The 21,898-nt window shown below is 34.0% G+C and carries 22 protein-coding genes; all 22 read left to right on the forward strand.

The window, feature by feature from the left end; translation table 11 throughout:
- The first annotated feature begins 62 nt into the window (after positions 1-62).
- The 22 genes from DWV06_RS06115 (at position 63) to arsB (ending at position 21,860) form a co-directional block, all read left to right on the forward strand.
- Positions 63-710 (forward strand): N-acetyltransferase, encoded by a 648-nt coding sequence (locus tag DWV06_RS06115; protein WP_115481299.1) that lies wholly within the window; start codon positions 63-65, stop codon positions 708-710.
- A 420-nt stretch (positions 711-1,130) separates the two neighbouring features.
- Complete coding sequence (locus DWV06_RS06120; RefSeq protein WP_115481300.1) at positions 1,131-2,354, forward strand: L-lactate MFS transporter; 1,224 nt, start codon at positions 1,131-1,133, stop codon at positions 2,352-2,354.
- Positions 2,355-2,405: 51 nt separating this feature from the next.
- Positions 2,406-3,563, forward strand: coding sequence for a 5-(carboxyamino)imidazole ribonucleotide synthase (gene purK, locus DWV06_RS06125; protein ID WP_115481301.1), 1,158 nt, complete (start codon positions 2,406-2,408; stop codon positions 3,561-3,563).
- A 21-nt stretch (positions 3,564-3,584) separates the two neighbouring features.
- On the forward strand, positions 3,585-4,070 hold the full coding sequence (purE, locus tag DWV06_RS06130) for a 5-(carboxyamino)imidazole ribonucleotide mutase (RefSeq protein WP_115481302.1): 486 nt from the start codon (positions 3,585-3,587) through the stop codon (positions 4,068-4,070).
- 199 nt (positions 4,071-4,269) lie between these two features.
- On the forward strand, positions 4,270-5,190 hold the full coding sequence (locus DWV06_RS06135) for an ABC transporter ATP-binding protein (protein ID WP_115481303.1): 921 nt from the start codon (positions 4,270-4,272) through the stop codon (positions 5,188-5,190).
- 1 nt (position 5,191) lies between these two features.
- Positions 5,192-6,028, forward strand: a complete 837-nt coding sequence (locus DWV06_RS06140) for an ABC transporter permease (RefSeq protein WP_115481304.1) — start codon at positions 5,192-5,194, stop codon at positions 6,026-6,028.
- A gap of 206 nt (positions 6,029-6,234) precedes the next feature.
- Entirely contained in the window at positions 6,235-6,810 is a 576-nt protein-coding gene (locus DWV06_RS06145; RefSeq protein ID WP_115481305.1) for a TetR/AcrR family transcriptional regulator, read from the forward strand.
- 2 nt (positions 6,811-6,812) lie between these two features.
- A complete protein-coding gene (locus DWV06_RS06150) occupies positions 6,813-8,297 on the forward strand; it encodes a phytoene desaturase family protein (RefSeq protein ID WP_115481306.1) in 1,485 nt (494 codons plus the stop codon).
- A 103-nt stretch (positions 8,298-8,400) separates the two neighbouring features.
- Entirely contained in the window at positions 8,401-10,113 is a 1,713-nt protein-coding gene (locus DWV06_RS06155; protein WP_162300587.1) for a sensor histidine kinase, read from the forward strand.
- On the forward strand, positions 10,088-11,122 hold the full coding sequence (locus DWV06_RS06160; RefSeq protein WP_115481308.1) for a response regulator: 1,035 nt from the start codon (positions 10,088-10,090) through the stop codon (positions 11,120-11,122). The genes DWV06_RS06155 and DWV06_RS06160 overlap by 26 nt, the downstream gene beginning before the upstream one ends.
- Positions 11,088-11,291 carry a hypothetical protein gene (locus DWV06_RS06165; protein WP_115481309.1) on the forward strand — a complete coding sequence of 68 codons (204 nt, stop codon included), beginning with the start codon at positions 11,088-11,090 and terminating at the stop codon, positions 11,289-11,291. Before DWV06_RS06160 ends, DWV06_RS06165 begins: the two co-directional genes overlap by 35 nt.
- 219 nt (positions 11,292-11,510) lie before the next feature.
- Entirely contained in the window at positions 11,511-12,515 is a 1,005-nt protein-coding gene (locus DWV06_RS06170; protein WP_115481310.1) for a permease, read from the forward strand.
- A 136-nt stretch (positions 12,516-12,651) separates the two neighbouring features.
- Positions 12,652-12,942 carry an ArsR/SmtB family transcription factor gene (locus DWV06_RS06175; RefSeq protein ID WP_115481311.1) on the forward strand — a complete coding sequence of 97 codons (291 nt, stop codon included), beginning with the start codon at positions 12,652-12,654 and terminating at the stop codon, positions 12,940-12,942.
- A 21-nt stretch (positions 12,943-12,963) separates the two neighbouring features.
- A complete protein-coding gene (locus DWV06_RS06180) occupies positions 12,964-13,521 on the forward strand; it encodes a thioredoxin family protein (RefSeq protein ID WP_115481312.1) in 558 nt (185 codons plus the stop codon).
- Positions 13,521-14,210, forward strand: a complete 690-nt coding sequence (locus DWV06_RS06185) for a cytochrome c biogenesis protein CcdA (protein ID WP_115481313.1) — start codon at positions 13,521-13,523, stop codon at positions 14,208-14,210. Before DWV06_RS06180 ends, DWV06_RS06185 begins: the two co-directional genes overlap by 1 nt.
- A gap of 25 nt (positions 14,211-14,235) precedes the next feature.
- Complete coding sequence (locus tag DWV06_RS06190) at positions 14,236-14,589, forward strand: thioredoxin family protein (protein ID WP_115481314.1); 354 nt, start codon at positions 14,236-14,238, stop codon at positions 14,587-14,589.
- Between the two features lie 385 nt (positions 14,590-14,974).
- Positions 14,975-16,432, forward strand: a complete 1,458-nt coding sequence (locus tag DWV06_RS06195; RefSeq protein WP_115481315.1) for a SulP family inorganic anion transporter — start codon at positions 14,975-14,977, stop codon at positions 16,430-16,432.
- Between the two features lie 76 nt (positions 16,433-16,508).
- Positions 16,509-18,188 (forward strand): ribonuclease J, encoded by a 1,680-nt coding sequence (locus tag DWV06_RS06200; RefSeq protein WP_115481316.1) that lies wholly within the window; start codon positions 16,509-16,511, stop codon positions 18,186-18,188.
- 215 nt (positions 18,189-18,403) lie between these two features.
- On the forward strand, positions 18,404-18,727 hold the full coding sequence (locus DWV06_RS06205; protein ID WP_115481317.1) for an ArsR/SmtB family transcription factor: 324 nt from the start codon (positions 18,404-18,406) through the stop codon (positions 18,725-18,727).
- The gene (locus tag DWV06_RS06210; protein ID WP_115481318.1) at positions 18,718-20,361 is read left to right on the forward strand and encodes an FAD-dependent oxidoreductase; all 1,644 of its coding nucleotides are present in this window, start codon (positions 18,718-18,720) and stop codon (positions 20,359-20,361) included. The genes DWV06_RS06205 and DWV06_RS06210 overlap by 10 nt, the downstream gene beginning before the upstream one ends.
- A 71-nt stretch (positions 20,362-20,432) precedes the next feature.
- Positions 20,433-20,780: an ArsR/SmtB family transcription factor gene (locus tag DWV06_RS06215; protein WP_235828904.1), complete on the forward strand. Its 348-nt coding sequence runs from the start codon at positions 20,433-20,435 to the stop codon at positions 20,778-20,780.
- A gap of 15 nt (positions 20,781-20,795) precedes the next feature.
- Complete coding sequence (gene arsB / locus DWV06_RS06220; protein ID WP_115481320.1) at positions 20,796-21,860, forward strand: ACR3 family arsenite efflux transporter; 1,065 nt, start codon at positions 20,796-20,798, stop codon at positions 21,858-21,860.
- Positions 21,861-21,898 lie beyond the last annotated feature (38 nt).

A 21,898-nucleotide genomic window follows, 5' to 3' on the forward strand; every position in this document is an offset into this window, starting at 1 on the left:
GTTAAATATTGTAAATGCAATGTACAATTATGTTTCAAATTTTAATTTAGGAGGTAATGAACATGATCAAATATAAAAGTCTAAGGTTAGAGGAATTAAAAGAGGTAGCAAGAATGAATGCAAAGACATTTGCCGATTATCCATTATGTGATGAAATCCGAAATGATTTTTTGGATGAGGATAGCTTTGTTGATTTTATGACGGAAGTTTTTAAGGTTTACATAGGAGCTTATTTTAAGAAAAGTGTCGTTATTGTGGGTAAAGAAGATAATCTGATTAAAAGCTTTGCTATTTTAGTCCGCCCTTACAGTTCTGATATCGGTTTATTTGACTACTTCCGTGCTGGTGCATTAAAGTTATTTAGAACAGTCAGTATACCTAAAGTTTTCAAATTTTTAAATGTTCTTAATGAAGGTCACAAACCTTGTAAGGAGCTTAAAAAGCGTTCCTGGTTCTTAGAAACCCTGGCAGTAGATAAGTTATGCAAGGGTCAGCAGCTGGGAAGTAGAATGCTTAAGGATTGTATCATTCCATATATTAAGAAACATATTAAAAGTAATAAGTCAGAATCATTTATAACTTTTACGAATAATGCAATCAACAGAAAATTTTATATCCAAAATGGATTTTCAGAGTTCGATTCTACAGCCATTGAAAGTAATGGAAGAATAATAGGAAACTGGAGTTTCCAAATGTCTGTATCCCCATAGTAAGCTAAATTTCAAATCTTTATTTTCACGGTATGGTCAATGGCGTCAACTTAAGACCAATTAAAATTCTGATTAAGATACAACTTGACAATATATGGTGTTTATGATAATGTATCTATGATTAAAAATTATATGGTTTAGGATTTCAGAGGGATGAAATCTAAAAGAAGTTCAATGCAAAAAAGACAAGTTGAGTCAAAATAAGTGAAGCAATAAGTAAGTTTGAAATTGAACAAATGGGTAGAGGTTGAAAAAATTTTAAATTTTTGAAGATTTTTTAAAGTAATTTGGAAGACTTATTGAAGGGTTTCAAACCAGTCACAAAGTAAGCCAATAACAATTTTCCTTATTAGGGGATTTGTTATTGGCTTTTTTATAGTGTTATGAAAAAAATGATTAAAAAAGAAAAGAGGGATATAAATGGGAAATAAGTTATTTTTGAGAAAACAAGGAAAGGTATCTAATTTACGATGGTTATATGTGATTTTAGGAATAATAATAATGTTGTGCTTTGGCACAGTTTATTCTTGGAGCATATTTAGAATGCCTGTAGAAAAAGTTTTTAATATAGGTTCAACTCAGAGCGGTTTCCCCTACATGACATCTTTGGCATTCTATGCATTGTTTATGATGTTATCAGGTAGGTATTTTAATAAATTCAGCCCTAGAGTTATTATTTTAACCGGTTCATTGTTGCTTTCGGCTGGATGGATATTATCCTCATTTTCACCAAACATATACACTCTGACAATAACATATGGAGCGATAAGCGGCGCAGGAGTTGGCATTGCATATGGAGTTCCATTAGCAATAGTAACAAAGTGGTTTCCAGATAAAAAAGGATTTGTTATAGGTCTTGTTTTGTTAGGCTTTGGAGTATCGCCTTTGGTCACAGCTCCACTTGCAAAAATCTTAATAGAAATATTTGGGGTGATGAAGACTTTTCTTGTATTAGGTGTGGCTTTCGGAATTATTATTCCTATTCTTTCTTATCCATTAAAATATCCTTCTGAATCGGAAACGAACGAATTGAAAAATGTTACAGGTAAAGAGAAAGAATCAAATGAATTTGACACCAAAAAGATGATTAGAACTTTTAGTTTTAAAGGATTATATGTAAATTTTATAATTGGAACTATGGTTGGTTTAATGTTAATCGGACTGACAAGCAGTGTTGGCATACAATTAATTGGACTATCACAAATTCAGGTAGCCTTGATGATTTCCTTCTTTGCAATTTTTAATGGGATTGGAAGACCTGTATTCGGGTGGATAACAGATAAATTTTCAACAAAAAAAGCAATGATAGTTTCCTATATCCTGATTGCTACAGCAGCATTGATTATGTCTTTTGCAGGCAATGGAAGCATTGTTTTGTTTGGTATAGCGTTTTCTATATTTTGGTTTAATTTGGGAGGATGGCTTGCAATAGCCCCCACTGCTACAAGAATCCTGTACGGGGCGAATAACTACAGTCAAAATTTTGGAGTGGTATTTACAGCATATGGTATAGGAGCTGTTTTAGGTGTAGCAGGTTCTGGATTAATCTTAGATATCTTTAAGAGTTATTACTATATATTTTATCTGATAATAGTACTATGTGCTTCAGGTTGTCTGTTGGCAATAAAAACAATGAAAGACTGAAGAGATTATTGTTAATAATTTAGATATATCTTAAGGAAGGTGATTAGCAAAATGCATGATTTTATTTCAAAAAAAGTCGGGATAATAGGCGGAGGACAATTAGGTAAAATGTTAGTTAGTGAGGCAGCAAAAATGGGTATCTATACGGTTATACTTGACCCGGATGAAGATAGTGTAGCAGCTTCTCTTGCAAATGAAAAAATTGTTGCAAGTTTTGATAATCATGCAGCATTACTTAAAATAGCAAATCGGACAGATATTTTAACCTGTGAATTTGAACATATATCAACAGAAGCTTTGAAGTACTTGGAAAACAAAGGGTTTACAGTTTACCCAACAGCCGAAAAGTTGGAAACAATTCAAAATAAATTTAATCAGAAGACAAAACTTAGAAAACATGGGATACCTGTAGGGGATTATTTAAAAGCAGATGGCATTGAAGGAATAAAAGATGCAGTAAAAATATTTGATTATCCTGTTGTGCTAAAAACTTCTACAGGAGCCTATGATGGCAAAGGAAATAGCATAATCAAATGTGAGGAAGATATAGAAAAAGCTTTCATGGAACTTGGAGGCAACGCTGACTCAATTTATGTTGAGAAGTTTATACCCTTTGTAAAGGAGATATCGATACTTTGCTGTGGAGATATGAATGGAGAACTTGTGATATATCCGATTGCAGAAAATATTCATAAGAACAGTATTCTTTATGATACTTCAGTACCGGCAATGATAAATGAAAGTCAAACAATTAAAGCAATAGAAATTGCAAAGAAAGTTTATAATATTTTTGGAAGCGTTGGAATGCTGTGTGTAGAAATGTTCTTGACAACAAATGGTGAACTGCTTGTAAATGAAATTGCTCCAAGACCACATAACTCAGGTCATTATACAATAGAGGGGTGTATTACATCACAGTTTGAAAATCATATACGTGCAGTTGTCGGGCTGCCTTTAGGAAGAACTGATTTAATAATGCCGACAGTTATGAGAAATATCCTAGGAGAAAATGGATATAAAGGAGTTCCTGTTGTTGAAGGGGCATATAAAGTACTTGCAATTGATGGATTGAAGCTCCATATTTATGGTAAAAAAGAGACAAAGCCCAATAGAAAAATGGGACATTTGACAATTACAGCACCAACATTAGACAAGGCACGAGAAAAAGCCGATAGAGCATGTAAGATAATTAGAATAATTTCAAAATAATATGGAAGGAATGAGAGAATAATGAAACCGATTGTAGGAATAATTATGGGAAGCGATTCAGATATGCAAGTAATGAAGGAAGCTTCCGATATCCTATACTATTTTGGAGTACCCCATGAAGTAACGATTGTATCTGCACACAGAACACCTGACAGGTTATATAATTATGCAAGGGAAGCAAAAGATAAGGGGATCAGGGTGATTATTGCAGGAGCAGGCGGAGCTGCACATCTGCCAGGAATGGCAGCAGCTCTGACTTCGCTTCCTGTAATCGGAGTACCGGTTAAGAGCAGTGGACTTAGTGGTATAGATTCTTTGTATTCAATCGTACAAATGCCAGGTGGTGTTCCAGTAGCTACGGTGGCAATAAATGGAGCAAAGAATGCTGCAATTTTGGCAACACAGATTTTAGCTGTTTCTGATGAAAAATTATACTCTTCACTTGAAAATTATAAGAAAGAATTAGAAGATTTTGTGATGAAGAAGGTTGAAGAACTTGAAAAATAGGGATTTTAAAACTGGACGAAAAAAATAAACTTTGATCTGGTAGAACTCATTGGGATATGATGCATATCCCAATTATTGTATAAATATATAATAATTAATGCGAATCCATTTACTTTAGGATAAGTATTAGGTAAAATGATGAAAGGAAAAAAAGATATTGAGAATCTTAGAGTATAGCTACAAAGGAGAAGTGTATTAGATGAATTCTATTATCGAAGTTAAAAATTTCAGCAAGACTTATGGAGATTTTAAAGCAGTAAATGATATATCGTTTGAAGTTGAAGAGGGGACTATTTTTGCTTTTCTTGGTCCAAATGGAGCAGGAAAAAGTACGACAATTAATACATTGTGTACAATTTTCGAAAAAACATCAGGCACCCTTTTAATCGACGGAAAAGATGTTACTACCCAAAAGAGTGAAGTTAGGTCAGCCATTGGAGTGGTGTTTCAAGATTCAACATTAGATACAAAAATGACTATCGAAGAAAACCTTAAAATGCACTGTGTTTTTTATCATGTGCCGAAAAAGGAAGTAGAAGAACGAATACAGTTTGTTTTAAATTTGGTTGATTTAGTAGAGGAGAGAAAGAAATTTGTTGGTGCCTTATCTGGTGGAATGAAACGTCGTGTTGAGATAGCTCGCGGGTTAATTCATTATCCCAAAGTGTTATTTCTTGACGAGCCAACAACTGGACTTGATCCCCAAACGAGAGCTCATATTTGGGAGTATATTTTAAAATTGCAAAAAGAAAGAAATATTACAATTTTTCTAACGACTCATTATATGGAAGAAGCTGAGGTATGTAATAAAATTGCAATTATCGATGGGGGAAAAATTGTTGCTCATGATACCCCTTATGCCTTAAAACGAGAGTTCACAAAAGATAAAGCATTCATAACTACAAAAGATGGAACCAAATTGGAGCAATTGTTATCAGAATATAATCTAAATTTCGTCAAAAAAGAAGGTTATTATAAAGTTGATGCTGAACCAATAGATGTTTTACTACAAGTAATAAGCTTACAAAAAGAGGATATTACGGATATTGAAATAAAAAAAGGTACATTTAATGATGTGTTTTTGGAAATAACCGGTAAGAAGATTAGGGAGGAGTCATAAAATGAGTACAATAGTTGCATTATGGAAACGAGGATTGAAAGCGTTTGTAAGAAATAGAACAGGTTTAATTTTTTCACTTATTTTTCCATTATTTTTTGTATATGTATTTGGTGCAATCTTTAAAAATGACGCTATAGAAAATCCAATTGCTTACATGTTATCTGGTGTCATCATAACGACAGTATTTGAAAACTCTCTTAACTTAGCATCAACGACCGTAGACGATATGGTAAGTGGATTTATGAAAGAAGTATTAGTATCTCCAGCAAAAAGAATTGAAGTTGCAGTAGGTCAGCTTTTATCTGCAGCTACGGTTTCAACATTACAAGGAATTATGATTTTAGTAATTGGATTATTTATTGGCATAAAATTCACATCATGGATAACACCATTTTATATCCTTATCTCCATGATTTGCATTGGCATGGTATTTTCTGGTGTTGGTTTATTTATGGCAACAAAAGTACGCAGTGGACAAACCTTTCAAATTATTAAGACTGCAGTCACAATGCCACTTACATTTCTTTCGGGCGCATATATTCCTTTATCAATGCTGCCTGATTTGCTAAAATATGTTGCATATCTTAACCCAATGACTTATGCAACTGCATTTTTTCGCATGATAGTTTTGGAAAAAATAAATTTATCCAATGCGGAGCTTGTGAAAGAAGGCTTGGCAATTAAGATCAATGGTTTAATCATTACTCCGGCAATGTCTTTTTTAATCATCATTATGATAGGAGTAATTTTCATAGTACTGTCAACGAAATCTTTCGTAAACACAGACTTTTCCCGTATTAACAGAAGCTCCACTGATGCAAGTGCATTATGGGGGTAGAGTGTGAAACTGGGGAAAATATATTATTTGTTGAATCAGATAGCTAGGTAAAATGTAATATAGGAATAAATATAAGTGTATTTTCTGTTTAAAGATAATTTTTCATAACAGAAAATACACTTTTATTATATTAGAAAATTTCTGTTGACAGTGGTAACAATTAGTTATAAGATTGAATATATATTCAATGAATGGAGATTCAACAAATGGGAATTCGAGAAGAACAAAAAGAAAAAAGACGTAAAGATATCCTTTTGGCTGGACTTGAAATATTTATTAGAAAAGGCTATTCTGCAACCAAAATTAGTGATATTGCAGAACAGGTTGGTATGAGCGTAGGACTTTTATTTCATTATTTTGATTCTAAGGAAGCTTTGTATGAAGAACTAATCAGTATAGGGATATCAGGCCCGATGAGTGTATTGGATGACACTGGAATGGAGCCGTTTGTGTTTTTTGAAAATACTGCGAATCAAATGTTTCAATTTATACTTAAAGATCCTTTTAATTTAAAAATGTTTACGCTGATGAATCAGGCATTTTATAACGAAGCTGCACCACAAAGTATTAAAGAAAAGTTACAAAGTTTTGATGTTTATACACCAACAATACAGATAATTCAAAAAGGACAGGATAATGGAACGATACGGGAGGGAAATCCATATGCATTGGCAATTGCATTTTGGTGTGCCATTCAGGGTATTGCAGAACAAATAGCTCTGAAACCTGATATACCTTATCCCGAAAGCGAATGGATTATTGATATCATAAGGAGGAAATAAGGATGAAGAAAATAATTGTAGTAGGAGCAGGGATTGCCGGGCTTTCAGCCGGGATTTATGCTAGACAAAGTGGATTTGATGTTACGATTTATGAAAGTCATACGATTCCGGGAGGCGCCTCCACAGGCTGGCGAAGAAAGGGATATTTTTTCGAAGGTGGATTGCATTGGTTGACCGGTTCTTTACCAGAAACACCATTGAACAAAGTTTGGCGGGAGCTTGGTGCATTAGATGATTCCGTGAATATTTATAATAAGGACCCTTTTGGTACTTATGAGTACGAAGGTCATAAAGTTTGTCTATATCGTGACATAGAAAAGATTCGTCAGGAATTTTTAGAAATCTCACCGGCTGATAAAAAGGAAATTAATAAACTGTGTAATGATATTAAGAAATTTGAAAAGTTAACGATGCCTATTATGGATATCAAAGGTGTTAAAGTCAAGAATAAATCGACCTTAGCTTTTTCATCCCTTTTAAAAATGATACCTGGTATGTTGCGCATGTCTTATTACGTAAATCAATCCTCCCAAGAATTGGCAGAACGCTTTAAGAGTCCACTTTTGCAACAGGTTCTTAAAAATATAGCGGGTACTGAGTATTACGCAACTGCATTAGCATTTACACTCGCTGCATTTACTTCAGGGGACGGAGGCTATCCGGAAGGTGGATCGCTTAAGATGGCAAGTCGCATGGCGAAGCACTTTATAAATCTGGGTGGGACGATACATTACGGCAAGAAAGTAAGTAAAGTATCGGTACAGCAAGGTATAGCTAATGGTATAATTATTGATGGTGAATACATAAAGTCAGATGCAGTGATTGTGACTCAGGATACACTTGTTGCCATCGATTCATTATTTGAAGAGCCTATTCGGGAACCTTGGGCTCAAAAAATGCGCAACAGTATAAAACCTGCGCTCAATACCTTCATTAGTCTGGGCGTAGAGGCTGATTTGTCTGAGGTAGAAGAGAACCTGACATTTAAGATAGATAAACCAATTATGTGTGGTGAAATACAAATCAATATGATTGGGATAAATAATTATGCAAGGTATAAAGGCTATGCACCAGAAGGATGTACTGCCTTAACCTCCATAATATTTGAAGACAGCTATGAATTTTGGAAGAGTTGTAAGGAAAATGGTACCTATGATTCAGAAAAGCAAAGGCTGGCAGAAGTATTTATTGAGATTATTGAAAAAAAATTTCCGCAAACGGCAGGTAAGATAACTGTTTGGGATGTGGCGACCCCATTGACTTATGAAAGGTATTTACATTCCTATAAGGGCTCCTGGATGTCAATCACTGGAAAAGGCAGTAAAATGAATAGTTATCCTTCTATGCCTGAAAGCATTAAAAATGTCTACTTTGCCGGACAAAGAATAGCACCGCCAGGAGGATTACCGGTAGCAGCAGAAACGGGACGAAAGGCTGTTCAATACTTATGCAGAGAAACAGATACTGTTTTTCAAGGTGAATTTTAATTATTGATTTCGTTTAGAAAGTAGGTATAATAGGATATAGGGAATGTAGTGGGAGTATTTAATTACGGAGTAATCCAATCTTTAAGAATATATGGAGATTAAAATGAAACTATTTTTAAACATACTTTTGTTTGGATCTGTAATTTGTGCGTTCTATTTAGTTCACTATGCATATAAAAAACGTAAAATGCCAGGAGCGAAATATTTTTTGCTCCTGTTAATTACAGCAATTGTTTATAATAGTGGCTACTTTTTTGAAATTAATGCAAATGATCATCAAACAGCCAAATTATGGTTTGATATAGAACACATAGCGATTCCGATGCAGCACTATTTTCTACTGTTGTTAAGCCTTGAATATACGAATATTAATAAGAGATGGTTTAAGATAATTAGTACAATTGGGCTATCTCATCCAATACTTTACTACCTAGTATTTTATACACCTGGTCTTAGTAATCTTTATATAAAATCATATCAGTTTGTAGACAGAGGCAGTTTTCATGTACTCATTTTTCAATATGGAATTTTATACTACCTTATCGTTTTGTCAGGAACTGTAATTGGGATTATTTCTAGTATAGCATATATCAATGGATATATGAAATCTTCGAATTTTCAACGAAATAGTTATTTAATTATGATGGCAGCCACAGTTTTTCCATGGGTAGCAGTGTATATTGGGGCATTGAAATTGGGATATGGAGTAGATTTCTTCCCTTTTTCCACTATAATTGCCGGTGGATTATATGTGATTGGTATTTTTCAATATAAAATTTTCCATACAATACCCATTGCTACTGAAATTGTATTTAGACATACAAAAGAGGCTATCATTCTGCTGGACATGGAGCAAATAATTGTTGATGCAAATATAGCTGCTATAAAAATATATCCAGAGTTGGAAAATTGTAAGAAAAATATTCCATTATCGGATTTCGTAACAAGGCATTCAGAGTTAAAAGAACTCATCTTAAATAAGGAAACATTTTTGTTTGAAGCTGAGATATCTGAGGAATTAAGGTATTTTAATGTAGTTGTAGGAAAAATACAGATAGATAATAAGTTAGATATAGGTAAGATCATTCAAATATTTGATATTACAGCAGAATCTCTGGAAAAGAAGAAAATGAAGAAAATGGTATCAAGTGCTATAGAACAAGTTGAGACCAGTGAAGTTTCTTTTTTGCAGGCACAAATCAGTCCTCATTTTATCAATAACAGTCTCAGCGTAATTGCTTCCATGATAACGAGAGCACCGAATGAAGCGAAGGTGTTGATTGCAGATTTGGGAGAATATCTTGCAAATTCCTACTATTTTGATAATAAATCCTATATGGTGAACTTAGAAAAAGAAATTGAAATAGTTAATACTTATGTGAATATTGAAAAGGCTAGGTTTCAAGAAAGGCTTCAATTTCATATTATTGGAGAAGAAATACCAAACATAAAAGTACCGAGGCTTATTATTCAACCATTAGTGGAAAATGCAATTCGTCATGGAATACTTAAGAAAATAGTGGGAGGGAATGTATGGTTGAAAATACAAAGGGATTCCCAGTTCATTTATTTTGAAATCAAAGATGATGGAATTGGAATGGCAGAAGAAGTACGAAAAAGCTTGCTAAACGAAGAGGGAGTCAGAAAAGGAATTGGTGTGATAAATATACACAGACGTTTATTAAAATATTACGGTGAAGGTTTATTAATTATAAGTGAACCAGGCAAAGGGTCAACAATTTCTTTTCGAATACCAAACGGGGAAATTTGTGAAGCAAAGGAGCTGCGAAATGATCAATGCAATTGTTATAGATGATGAATGGTACAATCTGGAGGAAATTGTTGATTTAGTGAATGGAACAGGGTTTATTCATGTAATAAAGAAATATCAAAATCCCATCCGGGCGTTGCAAGAAGCGAAACAATACAAACCAGAATTGGCCTTTTTAGACATAGAGATGCCAGAAATAGACGGGATTAATCTGGCAGAGCAATTATATAAAGTCTGTCCTGGAATCAGGATTGTCTTTATTACCAGCTGGAACCAATATGCTGTTTCGGCATTTGATTTGAATGCGGTGGATTATATTTTAAAACCGATTAAATTGGAGCGGTTTCAGCGTATGGTAGAGAAACTAAAGAGTGAGTTTAAAACGAAGCATAGTTCCTATTCAGATAAAATAAAAATTAATTGTTTTCAAAAATTGGAAGCCAGCATAGGTGGGATACCCGTAAAATGGGAACGCTCAAAGTCAGAAGAATTATTTGCTTATCTTGTTATGAATCATGATAGTTACATTCATAAAGATATAATTATACAAGATTTGTGGACAGATTACGACCCCACAAGGGCTTTGCAGATTTTACAAACTGCAGTAAGCAGAATTAGAAATATATTTTCACAGATGAGCGAAAAAATTATTTTAGATTATAGTGGAAACAAATACTGTCTCCTGTTAAAAGAGGTTGCTTGTGATTTGGTTGAAATGGAACATACATTTTCCGATTTTCAGTTAGACGATGAAAAAACTTATGAAGGTATTGAAAAATATTTGGAATTGTACAAAAAGGGATTTCTGGAACAGCAGGGGTATTTGTGGAGCATGGGAAAAGATATGGAATTAGGTGACAATTTTATTAGAATATTAAATGAAATTGTGAAAAATTATAGTAAATATAATAAAAGGGAAGAAGTACTTAAGTATTTAAAACTGTTATCTCAAATAGCGCCTTATGATCAAGAGGTCAATTATCAGCTATTGAAAATGTGGAAAGATAATGGGGAGGAGTATGAAGCAAAACAGCACTATCTGTGGCTTATATAAGAGATTAAGCAATGCCAGAACCATTCATTTGACTTCGAAAAAGAAAACAGCAACCATAAAAAAAGGAAGAACTTATTATGTAACTGTAAAAGCATATAAAACAGATTCTTTGGGGAAAAGAGTTTATGGGAAGTCTAATAAAATATTCAAAGTGAAGCTAAAAAAATAAAAAGAAAAAGCATCCACAAAGCTATAACGACTTGTAATATATTTGCCCTTCTAAAATGGAATTGGTTAGTAATGATGACTATGATAAAATTATTTCCGGTATTTGGTGCCAGAATTTAATATGATACATTAATCACATATTGACAAATATCGATATGAAGAATATAATAATATCAGATTGATGGATATCGATATATTAAAATATAGGAAGGTGCTTAATATGAAAGTAATTTGGGATTTTTTTCAGAACCAGATACTTGGTATGAAATGGTTAAATGAATTAATAGGAGGCGGACTGTCTGCATTAGGACTCGATATTACTTCGAGGCTGGGAGGAAGTATTCAATTTTTTTTATATGATACGATAAAAATATTAGTTTTATTATCTGTTCTGATTTTTTTCATATCCTATATACAAAGTTATTTTCCACCGGAAAGAACAAAAAAAATACTTGGCAGGTTTCATGGAATAAAGGCTAATATTTTAAGTGCCTTATTGGGAACGGTGACACCGTTTTGTAGTTGTTCCTCTATTCCGCTGTTTATTGGATTTACAAACGCAGGACTTCCGGTAGGAGTTACTTTTTCATTTTTGATTTCTTCACCGCTAGTTGACCTTGGTGCATTAATACTATTAATGAGTATTTTTGGAGTAAAAATTGCATTTGCCTATGTTATCGTAGGACTTGTACTTGCGGTAGCAGGTGGGACGTTAATAGACAAATTAGGCATGGAAGACTATGTAGTGAAATTTATTAATCCAGGTGCAACGGTAGATATTGAAGAGCCGGATTTGACAAGAAAAGATAGAATTATTTACGCAAGAGAACAGGTTATGGCAACGGTTAAAAAAGTTATTCTTTATATTTTAATTGGAGTTGGAATTGGTGCTTTCATTCATAATTGGATTCCGGAATCTTTGATCCAAACAATACTTGGTGAAAATAACCCATTTTCTGTTTTGATAGCAACAGTTATAGGAATTCCCATGTATGCGGATATTTTCGGAACCATTCCAATTGCCGAAGCATTATTTGCAAAAGGTGTCGGAGTAGGTACCATTCTATCTTTTATGATGGGTGTTACAGCACTTAGTTTACCATCCATGATAATGCTTAAAAGAGTTGTGAAAAACAAGTTATTAGCAATTTTTATTGGTGTAGTTGCTGCAGGAATTCTCATTATTGGTTATTTCTTTAACGCATTTAGTTTTTTGATTGTGTAAGAAAACTAGTAATTGCTGTACGATTTTAGGTTATAATTTGTGAAAAGACTGTGTATCTTATAGAAAATGAATTGACAAACATCGATATGTTGTATAGTATATACATATCGATGTTTATGAATACGAGGGCAAATATATGAAATTAAAATACGAAAATGAAGCAGCGGTGTTTAAAGCACTTAGTGATCCCAATCGTCTATTAATACTTGAAATTTTACAAAGTGGAGAGAAATGTGCATGTAAGTTGTTAGAAGACTTAGAAATTAGCCAATCAACCTTATCCCATCACATGAAGATTTTATGCGAGGCAGGATTTGTGGAATCAAACAGACAGGGAAAATGGATGCATTATTCCATTAACAAGGAAGGCTATGAAAATGCAAAGAAAATATTGCAAGAATTAGAAAGCTGTATGCTAACAAAATAAATCGATCAGGGAGGAAGTGTTGTGACAGAGGAAACAAAGAAAATAAATAAGGGAATACTTATTAAAATAGCGGTTCCGATTTTAATTGTACTTGTGGTTATAGGAATTTATATTTTTAAAAAAGCAGAGGAAGGTAACAATAATTCTTCGACTCAAGTAGAAAAAAATTCTGAGGATAGTCTTCCATTAGAGATAACATCTGTGGATTTAGAGAAAATCAAATCATATGGAGTACCTTTCGTAATTGATTTTGGTTCAGATTCCTGTATCCCGTGTAAGGAAATGGCTCCTGTGTTAGAAACATTACATGAAGAATTTCAGGATAAAGCCGTTGTGCATTTTGTAGACGTATGGAAGAACCAGACAGCTGCTACTGATTTTCCAGTTTCAGTTATACCAACACAGGTTTTTTATAATGCAGATGGTACACCGTATGTACCAAGTGAGGCACTATCAAAGGAAATTGAATTCACTTTTTATAATTCAAAAACAAGTAATGAACATCTCTTTACGGTACATCAAGGGGGCATCACAGAAGAACAGATGAGAAAAATCTTTGCAGAGATGGGGGTTAAGTAATGAATGAGATTCTGGAATCCTTGTCTGTGTTGATTAAGGAGAGCTTTTGGCTGGCACCGTTTCTGGCTTTGCTTGCAGGACTTTTGACTTCTGTCACCCCATGTTCTTTGTCAACCATTCCACTTGTAATTGGTGTAGTTGGAGGAACAGGTCAAAAGGATACTAAAAGAGCGTTTCGTTTATCGCTTACATTTGCAATTGGAACAGCAATTACCTTTACGGTCTTAGGTACAGCAGCATCGCTAGCAGGTAATCTGATAGGGACATCAGCAAAATGGTGGTATATCGTACTAGGGATTCTTATGGTTTTAATGGCACTTCAAACATGGGATATTTTTCATTTTATCCCATCCACCTATTTAATTTCAAAAAACTCAAAAAAGGGATATATAAGAGCTTTGATTGCAGGAATACTTGGAGGAATCTTTTCTTCACCATGTTCCACACCGGTTTTGGTTGCATTACTCGCAATCGTAGCTGGAAAGGGAAGTGTTGTTTGGGGAATTCTACTGCTTTTGCTATATTCAGTTGGGCATGCGGTATTGGCTGTTATTGCGGGTACTAGTATTGGTTTTGTGCAGAAACTTTCAAAAAGCGAAAAATACGGACGATTCAGCATCATTCTTAAAATAGTAATGGGCTGTGCGATCTTATTTATTGCTTTTTATATGTTTTATTTAGGATTTTAATTTATTTAGAAAAGGAGATAGTATCATGGGATTATTTGGATTAGGGAAGAAAAAAGAAGAAAAGGAAACATCGTCAAGCTGTTGCCAAGGAGGAGCATGTACACCAGATACAGTAGAAAAGGTTGCAGATAGTCCAGATTCAGGTGAAGCTGTTAAGGTTTTAGGATCAGGTTGTGCGAAATGTAATGAGCTTGAAGCAAATGTAAAAACTGCATTGGAGCAACTTGGTATGGATACGGTAATCGAACATGTAACGGATTTTAATGCAATTGCAGCATATGGCGTTATGACAACACCTGCATTAGTGGTAGATGGAAAAGTTGTGTCATATGGAAAAGTATTAAAGGTAGAAGAAGCGGTAAAATTATTGCAAAAATAATGTATTAGTATAAACCTTCAAATCAGTGTGATTTGAAGGTTTTTTTGTTAAAGTGTAGATAATCGAAGCGTAATATGAATTGTTATATAAAAAAAAGTTGACATGATAACGTATATAATGGTATTGTAATAACAATTGTGTGTTCGGAATAATTATTGTAAAAATGAAGTTCACAGCTATGGAGATTTTCATTGCTTAAGCTTTTAAGGAATAATAATACTGTTCAGTATCATAATTCTATGAAAAGAAATGTGAATTTGATTTAGTGAATAAGTAGCGGAATAAATGAAAACTAAATGTATGATGCAAGAAGAATATCTCAGTTAATAAGAGTTTATTTTTTGTTGATTAATTTATTGAAACAGAATGAAATTAAGGAGATTTTATGAGAAATTTGAAACAAGAATGGTTTGGAAACGTAAAAAAAGATATATTAGCAGGTATGGTTGTTGCCATAGCACTAATACCTGAAGCAATCGGATTTTCGATTTTAGCCGGAGTAGATCCTATGATGGGCTTATATGCATCATTTTGTATCGCATTGATAACAGCATTTGCAGGTGGACGTCCAGGTTTAATCTCAGCAGCAACTGGTGCAATGGCTTTGGTGCTTGCCGGGTTGGTACATACACATGGCGTTCAATATATGCTGGCAGCAACAGTATTTGCAGGTATATTGCAAATGATTATGGGGTTTTTTAAAGTTGGTAATTTACTTAGATTCATACCAAAACCGGTAATGACAGGCTTTGTGAACGCACTGGCCATACTAATTTTTAAAGCTCAATTAACTTATTTTAAGGGTGCAGGAATCAGTATGTATCTGTTAGTTGCAGCTGGAATTTTGATAATTTTTCTTTTTCCCAAAGTTAATAAAATAATACCAGCTCCTTTAGTTGCTATTTTAGTTTTGTCCGTTGTAACAATTGCATCTGGAATGGATGTAAGTTCTATCGGCGATATGGGAAATATAGTTGGCAGACTGCCAAGTTTTGCATTTCCAAATATCACATTAAGTTTGGAAACATTAGTAATAATATTGCCGTATTCAGTATCACTCGCCATAGTAGGTCTAGTTGAGTCCATGCTTACATCACGACTAGTAGATGAGTTAACAGATACTAAAAGTAATAAAAATAGAGAATGTGTTGGTCAAGGGGCAGCTAATATAGTAACAGGTTTCTTTGGTGGAATGGCAGGTTGTGCCATGATTGGTCAATCAGTAATAAACTTTAAATCAGGTGGAAGAGGAAGATTATCAACTTTTACTTCTGGTGTGTTTTTAATGATTCTTATCGTTGTGTTAAACAGATGGGTCGTGCAGATTCCAATCGCAGCATTGGTAGCTGTCATGATTATTGTTTCAATTGCTACCTTTGACTGGGGATCAATAAAGAGAGTCGTTAAGATTCCAAAGTCAGATACTGCGGTCATGCTTACTACGGTAGCAGTTGTATTGGCAACAGATAATTTAGCTTTGGGAGTTGTGACCGGGATATTGATGAGTTCAGTATTTTTTGTAAATAAGATATCTCAAGTGAAAGTTGAGAAGATAGAGTCGGAAAAGGGAATAAGTTACCATTGTTATGGGCAGTTGTTTTTTGCCTCGACAACACACTTTTTAGACAAATTCGACTTTGATATTAGTCATCAAATGATTGAACTAGATGTGAAACATTTAAAGTTTTGGGATGAATCTGCTGGAGATACTTTTGATAAACTTATTAAGAAATATAATGAAAGGCATGTACAGATAAAAATTGAAGGTTTGAGTGAGGCATGTGAAAAATTATTAGATAAAACATCAGTACAATATTCTATAATGCCAGAGTATGTGGACTAGTATATAGGTGTAACAAGATTTTTGTGTTTAGCAAACAATTAAAAAAGCGCTATAAGCGTAGAAAGTCAGGAGTTAAATGAAAGAAAAAAATGAGAATAATGATAAAAAAATAAAGATAATTCCATTGGGTGGACTTGAAAAAATCGGAATGAACATAACTGCATTTGAATATGAGGACAGTATAATCGTTGTAGATTGCGGTATATCTTTTCCGGAAGATGACATGTTAGGGATTGATTTGGTTATTCCGGATGTTTCTTATTTAGTGGATAATAAAGAAAAAGTAAAAGGGTTTTTTATTACTCACGGTCATGAAGACCATATAGGTGCTCTTCCATATGTGCTGAAAGATTTGAATGTCCCAGTGTATGCGACAAAACTAACACACGGACTTATCGAGTTAAAATTAAAAGAGCACAATTTATTGAAGAAAACGAAGAGAAAAATTGTAAAACACGGGCAATCAATTAATTTGGGTGGATTTCGAGTGGAATTTATCAAAACAAACCACAGTATTGCCGATGCATCTGCATTAGCAATTCATACGCCAGCGGGAGTTATTGTTCACACAGGTGATTTTAAGATTGATTATACACCTCTATTTGGTGATCCGATAGATTTACAGCGATTTGCCGGCCTGGGGAAAAAAGGTGTATTAGCACTTATGATGGACAGTACGAATGCTCAAAGACCGGGATTTACTATGTCTGAAAAGTTGGTAGCCAAGACATTTAATCATTTGTTCGCTGAAAACAAAACAAATAGAATGATAGTAGCAACATTTGCATCTAACGTTGACAGAGTACAGCAAATTATCAATACCGCCTTTGAATTTGGAAGAAAAGTAGTAATTCAGGGAAGAAGTATGGTAAATGTCATAAATATCGCCTCTGAATTAGGTTATATTAAAATCCCAGAAAATACGGTGATTGAAGTTGAGCAAATGAAAAATTATCAGGATGAAAAAATAGTCATAGTAACAACGGGGAGCCAAGGAGAAGCTATGGCGGCTCTATCAAGAATGGCAGATTCGACACATAAGACAATTTCGATTAAACCAGGAGACCATATTATATTTAGTTCAACTCCGATTCCTGGGAATGAAAAGGCTGTATCGAAAGTTATAAATGAACTTTCTATGAAAGGTGCAACGGTAATATATCAGGATACACATGTTTCTGGTCATGCTTGTCAGGAAGAGTTAAAGTTGATGTATTCATTATTGCGTCCTCAATATGTAATTCCTGTACATGGAGAGTATAAGCACTTAAAAGCGCAGGAAAAGCTGGCGCAGGAAATGGGAACAGATAAGAGTAATATTTTCGTCTTACAATCAGGGAATGTTTTGCAACTATCCAAAGAGCAGGGTAGCATAATAGGACAAGTCAAGGCTAATGAAATCTTTGTGGATGGGTTAGGCGTTGGAGATGTTGGGAATATTGTTATCAGAGATAGATTGGTACTTTCGGAAAATGGATTGATTATAGTTGTCGTTGGCATCGATAAACATAACAATCAGATTATTTCAGGACCGGACGTGGTATCTCGTGGATTTGTTTATGTTAGAGAAGCCGATGAACTAATGAATAAGATACGAAATGTCGCAGGAAGAAGTGTGGAAAAATGTATAAATAACAATATTTCTAACTGGGGAAAAATCAAAGCAACAATAAAAGATGATATGGGTGAATTTTTGTGGAAAGAAATGAAAAGAAGTCCACTAGTTATGCCTATTATTATAGAAATTAACAGATAATTAAGTAATTGAGTGCAATCGTAGGTACCATGGTGAAAGCCATGGTATTTTTCATTTCATTTAAGGTAATAAATATAAATATTTTACACAAATATTACAATCAAGACATTGACAAACGTCTATATGATCAATATAATAACATATAGATAAATGTCTATGTGATATAAAAGAGATACTTAATAATAGTTAAAAATATAGTAAGAGAGAGATGGGAAATGCAATTACAGATTGATGTCGCACCAGTGTTTAAGGCATTGGGAGATGAAACAAGATTAAAAATTATTGAAATTTTATCGTGTGGAGAGCTTTGTGCATGTGATATTCTTGAATCCTTTGCTATTACTCAGCCAACACTGTCCTATCATATGAAAATATTAACAGAATGTGGTCTTGTGAAAAGTAGAAAAGATGGATCTTGGATTAGATATAGTAATAATTATGAATTGATTAATGAAATTAAACTTTTTTGGGATATCATAACAACAGAACAGGAAAATTGTATCTGTAAGAATACAAAGGAGGATAATAGATGCGAATAATTATTATTGGAGCAGTAGCGGCAGGAACTTCAGCAGCGGCAAAAGCAAGAAGAAACGATGAAGATGCTGAAATTATAATTTATGACATGGATGGTTTTATTTCTTATTCGGGATGTGGAATGCCTTATTATATCGGTGGAGAGGTAGAGGATGCAGAAAAACTTACTCCACGTGATCCGGCATTTTTTAAGAGTAAATATAATGTTGATGTATTCGTACGTCATGAAGTTTTGTCAATTGATGTTGAAAATAAAACATTGGAAATTCAGAATTTATTAACGGGGCAAACATTTGTGGAACAATATGATAAGCTGGTAATAGCTACCGGAGCTTCTTCCTTTCTACCACCGATTAGTGGAGCAGATGAAGAGTTTGTATTTACCTTACGTAATATTGGAGATATGAACAAAATAAAAAGATGTATAAATGAATGTAATCCAAAATCAGCCGTCATTATAGGAACAGGGTTTATTGGACTTGAAGTATGTGAAAATCTGAAGGGACTTGGAATCGATGTAACATTGGTAGAACATCTATCACATGTAACACCAGGGCTTGATTCAGATATGGCAGTATATGTAGAGGAGCATTTAGAGAAGAATGGAATTCATGTTTTTACTAGTGCGACTGCCACAAAAATTGAAAAGAACAGGGTGATACTAGCTGATTTACGAGAGATTCAAGCGGATATGGTAATAATTTCGGCAGGAGTTAGACCAAATACTGAACTTGCAGTAAAAGCAGGTGTGGAATTGGGGATGACAAAGGCTATAAAAGTCAATGAGAAAATGATGACAAATATTGAAGAAATCTATGCCTGTGGGGATTGCATTGAACATTATCATATAGTAACTGGAAAACCGGTTTATCGTCCGCTGGGCTCTACTGCAAATAAAACAGGAAGGATTGCTGGTGATGTAATTACTGGAGGTGACTTAAGGTTCAGAGGAATTCTAGGAACTGGAATATTCCAGATTTTTGGAATGACTGTTGCTCAGACAGGATTATCCGAACGAGAAGCAATAAGAGAAGGATTTGATGTTGAAGTCTGCCATAATATTAAACCCAATAAGCCAGATTATATGGGTGGAAATGAAATGGTAATGAAAGGAATTGCTGATAGAGAAAGTGGACGTCTTTTAGGAACGCAGATTGTAGGTTATGAGGGGGTAGATAAAAGAATCGATGTATTTGTAACAGCAATTACTTATCAGGGAAAGGCAGAAGATTTATTCCATTTGGATTTAGCATATGCGCCACCATTTTCTACAACAAAGGATCCGGTTATGTATACAGGTATGATATTGGATAATGCGATTAATCAGGGAAGAAAGTTGATAACAGCAGATAGACTTTCGGAGAAATTAAAGTCGGAAGAAAAAATTCAGATTGTGGATGCAAGGGTAGAAGCACAGTATGATAAGGACCATGTGGAAACAGCAGTGAACATGCCCCATAGTAAATTTAGAGAACAGTTACAAGATCTTGACCCAAGGGTAATGACTGTAACTTATTGTAATAAGGGTGTCACTGGTAATGCAGCACAGAACATTTTGTTAAACCATGGATTTAAGGAAGTTTATAATCTATCTGGTGGGCATAAGAATTATAGAAAAACTAAGAAGTCATTGTAACAAATGATTTCTTCATGCATAGAATATGCATATATGCTCATATAAAAATTTATAATAGAAGGGGTGAAATTGTGGTTGATATCTTTAAAGCACTATCAGAGGAAAGCAGGTTAAGAATCCTGACATTACTGGTAGAAAGAGAAATGTGTGTCTGTGAAATTGAAGTCTGTTTAAATATGACGCAGTCAAACGCTTCCAGACATCTGACTGTACTTAAAAACTGTGGAATACTGCATTATTATAAGAAAGCACAATGGGCATATTATGGAATAAGTGATAAATTTAAAGAAGAACACAAAAATTTATGGGAATATTTACAGCAAAAATTAGTTGAATTACCAACTTATCTTGCCGACCATGAACAATGCGAAAGATACAAAACCGTTGATGTCTGTGCAAATTCAAAAAAAACACGTTAAAAGGAGATAGAAGAAATGAATAAAGAGAAAGCATTAGAAATTGGATTTTTTCAAAAATACTTAACGATATGGGTAGCACTTTGTATGGTTACAGGGATACTAATTGGAAAAATTTTACCTTCAGTACCTGAATTTTTTAATCAATTTGAATATGCAAATGTCTCCATACCTACTGCAATTTTAATCTGGGTTATGATTTACCCTATGATGTTGAAGGTAAATTTTGAAAGTGTAAAAAATGTTGGGAAAAATCCAAAAGGGTTATATGTTACTTGGATCACCAACTGGTTGATTAAGCCATTTACAATGTTTGCAATTGCATCTTTCTTTTTTTATATCGCATTTAAGGGACTGATTCCGGAAGAACTTGGAAAAGAATATTTAGCGGGTGCGGTTTTATTAGGAGCAGCACCATGTACGGCAATGGTTTTCGTATGGAGTCAGTTAACGAAAGGAAATCCAGCCTATACGGTCGTACAGGTAGCAACCAATGATTTGATTATTCTGGTGGCATTTGTTCCGATTGTGAAATTCTTACTTGGAGTAAGTAAAGTAACTGTTCCTTGGGATACTTTAATATTATCGGTAGTTTTGTTTGTTGTGGTTCCTTTAACAGCGGGTGTATTAACAAGAATGCTTGTTAGTAAAAAGAAGGGAACAGAATATTTTGAAAGTCAGTTTCTTCCTAAATTCGATAATGCTACAATAGCTGGATTGTTACTGATGCTTATACTTTTATTCTCCTTCCAGGGTGAAGTTATTTTAAAAAATCCTTTACACATTTTATTAATCGCAGTGCCTTTGACCATTCAGACATTTTTAATTTTCTTTATTGCATATCTAGCAGCAACAGTGTTAAAGCTTCCTCATAATATAGCAGCTCCAGCAGGAATGATTGGTGCATCCAATTTCTTTGAACTTGCAGTTGCAGTTGCAATTGCTTTATTTGGAATGGATTCACCGGCAGCACTAGCTACCGTTGTTGGGGTACTAACGGAAGTTCCAATTATGTTAATGCTTGTTAAGATAGCAAACAAGACTCCTCATTGGTTTCCGTCATATAGGACAACTGATATATAATATAAGATTAACATTAATAAAAGGGGCTGTGAAAAAAC

The organism is Anaerosacchariphilus polymeriproducens (assembly GCF_003363435.1).
Lineage (GTDB): Bacteria > Bacillota > Clostridia > Lachnospirales > Lachnospiraceae > Anaerosacchariphilus > Anaerosacchariphilus polymeriproducens.

Coding starts and splice junctions, on each gene's coding strand:
- DWV06_RS06115 (WP_115481299.1), top strand. CDS start 63: ATGATCAAATATAAAAGTCTAAGGTTAGAGGAATTAAAAGAGGTAGCA.
- DWV06_RS06120 (WP_115481300.1), top strand. CDS start 1,131: ATGGGAAATAAGTTATTTTTGAGAAAACAAGGAAAGGTATCTAATTTA.
- purK (WP_115481301.1), top strand. CDS start 2,406: ATGCATGATTTTATTTCAAAAAAAGTCGGGATAATAGGCGGAGGACAA.
- purE (WP_115481302.1), top strand. CDS start 3,585: ATGAAACCGATTGTAGGAATAATTATGGGAAGCGATTCAGATATGCAA.
- DWV06_RS06135 (WP_115481303.1), top strand. CDS start 4,270: ATGAATTCTATTATCGAAGTTAAAAATTTCAGCAAGACTTATGGAGAT.
- DWV06_RS06140 (WP_115481304.1), top strand. CDS start 5,192: ATGAGTACAATAGTTGCATTATGGAAACGAGGATTGAAAGCGTTTGTA.
- DWV06_RS06145 (WP_115481305.1), top strand. CDS start 6,235: ATGGGAATTCGAGAAGAACAAAAAGAAAAAAGACGTAAAGATATCCTT.
- DWV06_RS06150 (WP_115481306.1), top strand. CDS start 6,813: ATGAAGAAAATAATTGTAGTAGGAGCAGGGATTGCCGGGCTTTCAGCC.
- DWV06_RS06155 (WP_162300587.1), top strand. CDS start 8,401: ATGAAACTATTTTTAAACATACTTTTGTTTGGATCTGTAATTTGTGCG.
- DWV06_RS06160 (WP_115481308.1), top strand. CDS start 10,088: ATGATCAATGCAATTGTTATAGATGATGAATGGTACAATCTGGAGGAA.
- DWV06_RS06165 (WP_115481309.1), top strand. CDS start 11,088: ATGAAGCAAAACAGCACTATCTGTGGCTTATATAAGAGATTAAGCAAT.
- DWV06_RS06170 (WP_115481310.1), top strand. CDS start 11,511: ATGAAAGTAATTTGGGATTTTTTTCAGAACCAGATACTTGGTATGAAA.
- DWV06_RS06175 (WP_115481311.1), top strand. CDS start 12,652: ATGAAATTAAAATACGAAAATGAAGCAGCGGTGTTTAAAGCACTTAGT.
- DWV06_RS06185 (WP_115481313.1), top strand. CDS start 13,521: ATGAATGAGATTCTGGAATCCTTGTCTGTGTTGATTAAGGAGAGCTTT.
- DWV06_RS06190 (WP_115481314.1), top strand. CDS start 14,236: ATGGGATTATTTGGATTAGGGAAGAAAAAAGAAGAAAAGGAAACATCG.
- DWV06_RS06195 (WP_115481315.1), top strand. CDS start 14,975: ATGAGAAATTTGAAACAAGAATGGTTTGGAAACGTAAAAAAAGATATA.
- DWV06_RS06200 (WP_115481316.1), top strand. CDS start 16,509: ATGAAAGAAAAAAATGAGAATAATGATAAAAAAATAAAGATAATTCCA.
- DWV06_RS06205 (WP_115481317.1), top strand. CDS start 18,404: ATGCAATTACAGATTGATGTCGCACCAGTGTTTAAGGCATTGGGAGAT.
- DWV06_RS06210 (WP_115481318.1), top strand. CDS start 18,718: ATGCGAATAATTATTATTGGAGCAGTAGCGGCAGGAACTTCAGCAGCG.
- arsB (WP_115481320.1), top strand. CDS start 20,796: ATGAATAAAGAGAAAGCATTAGAAATTGGATTTTTTCAAAAATACTTA.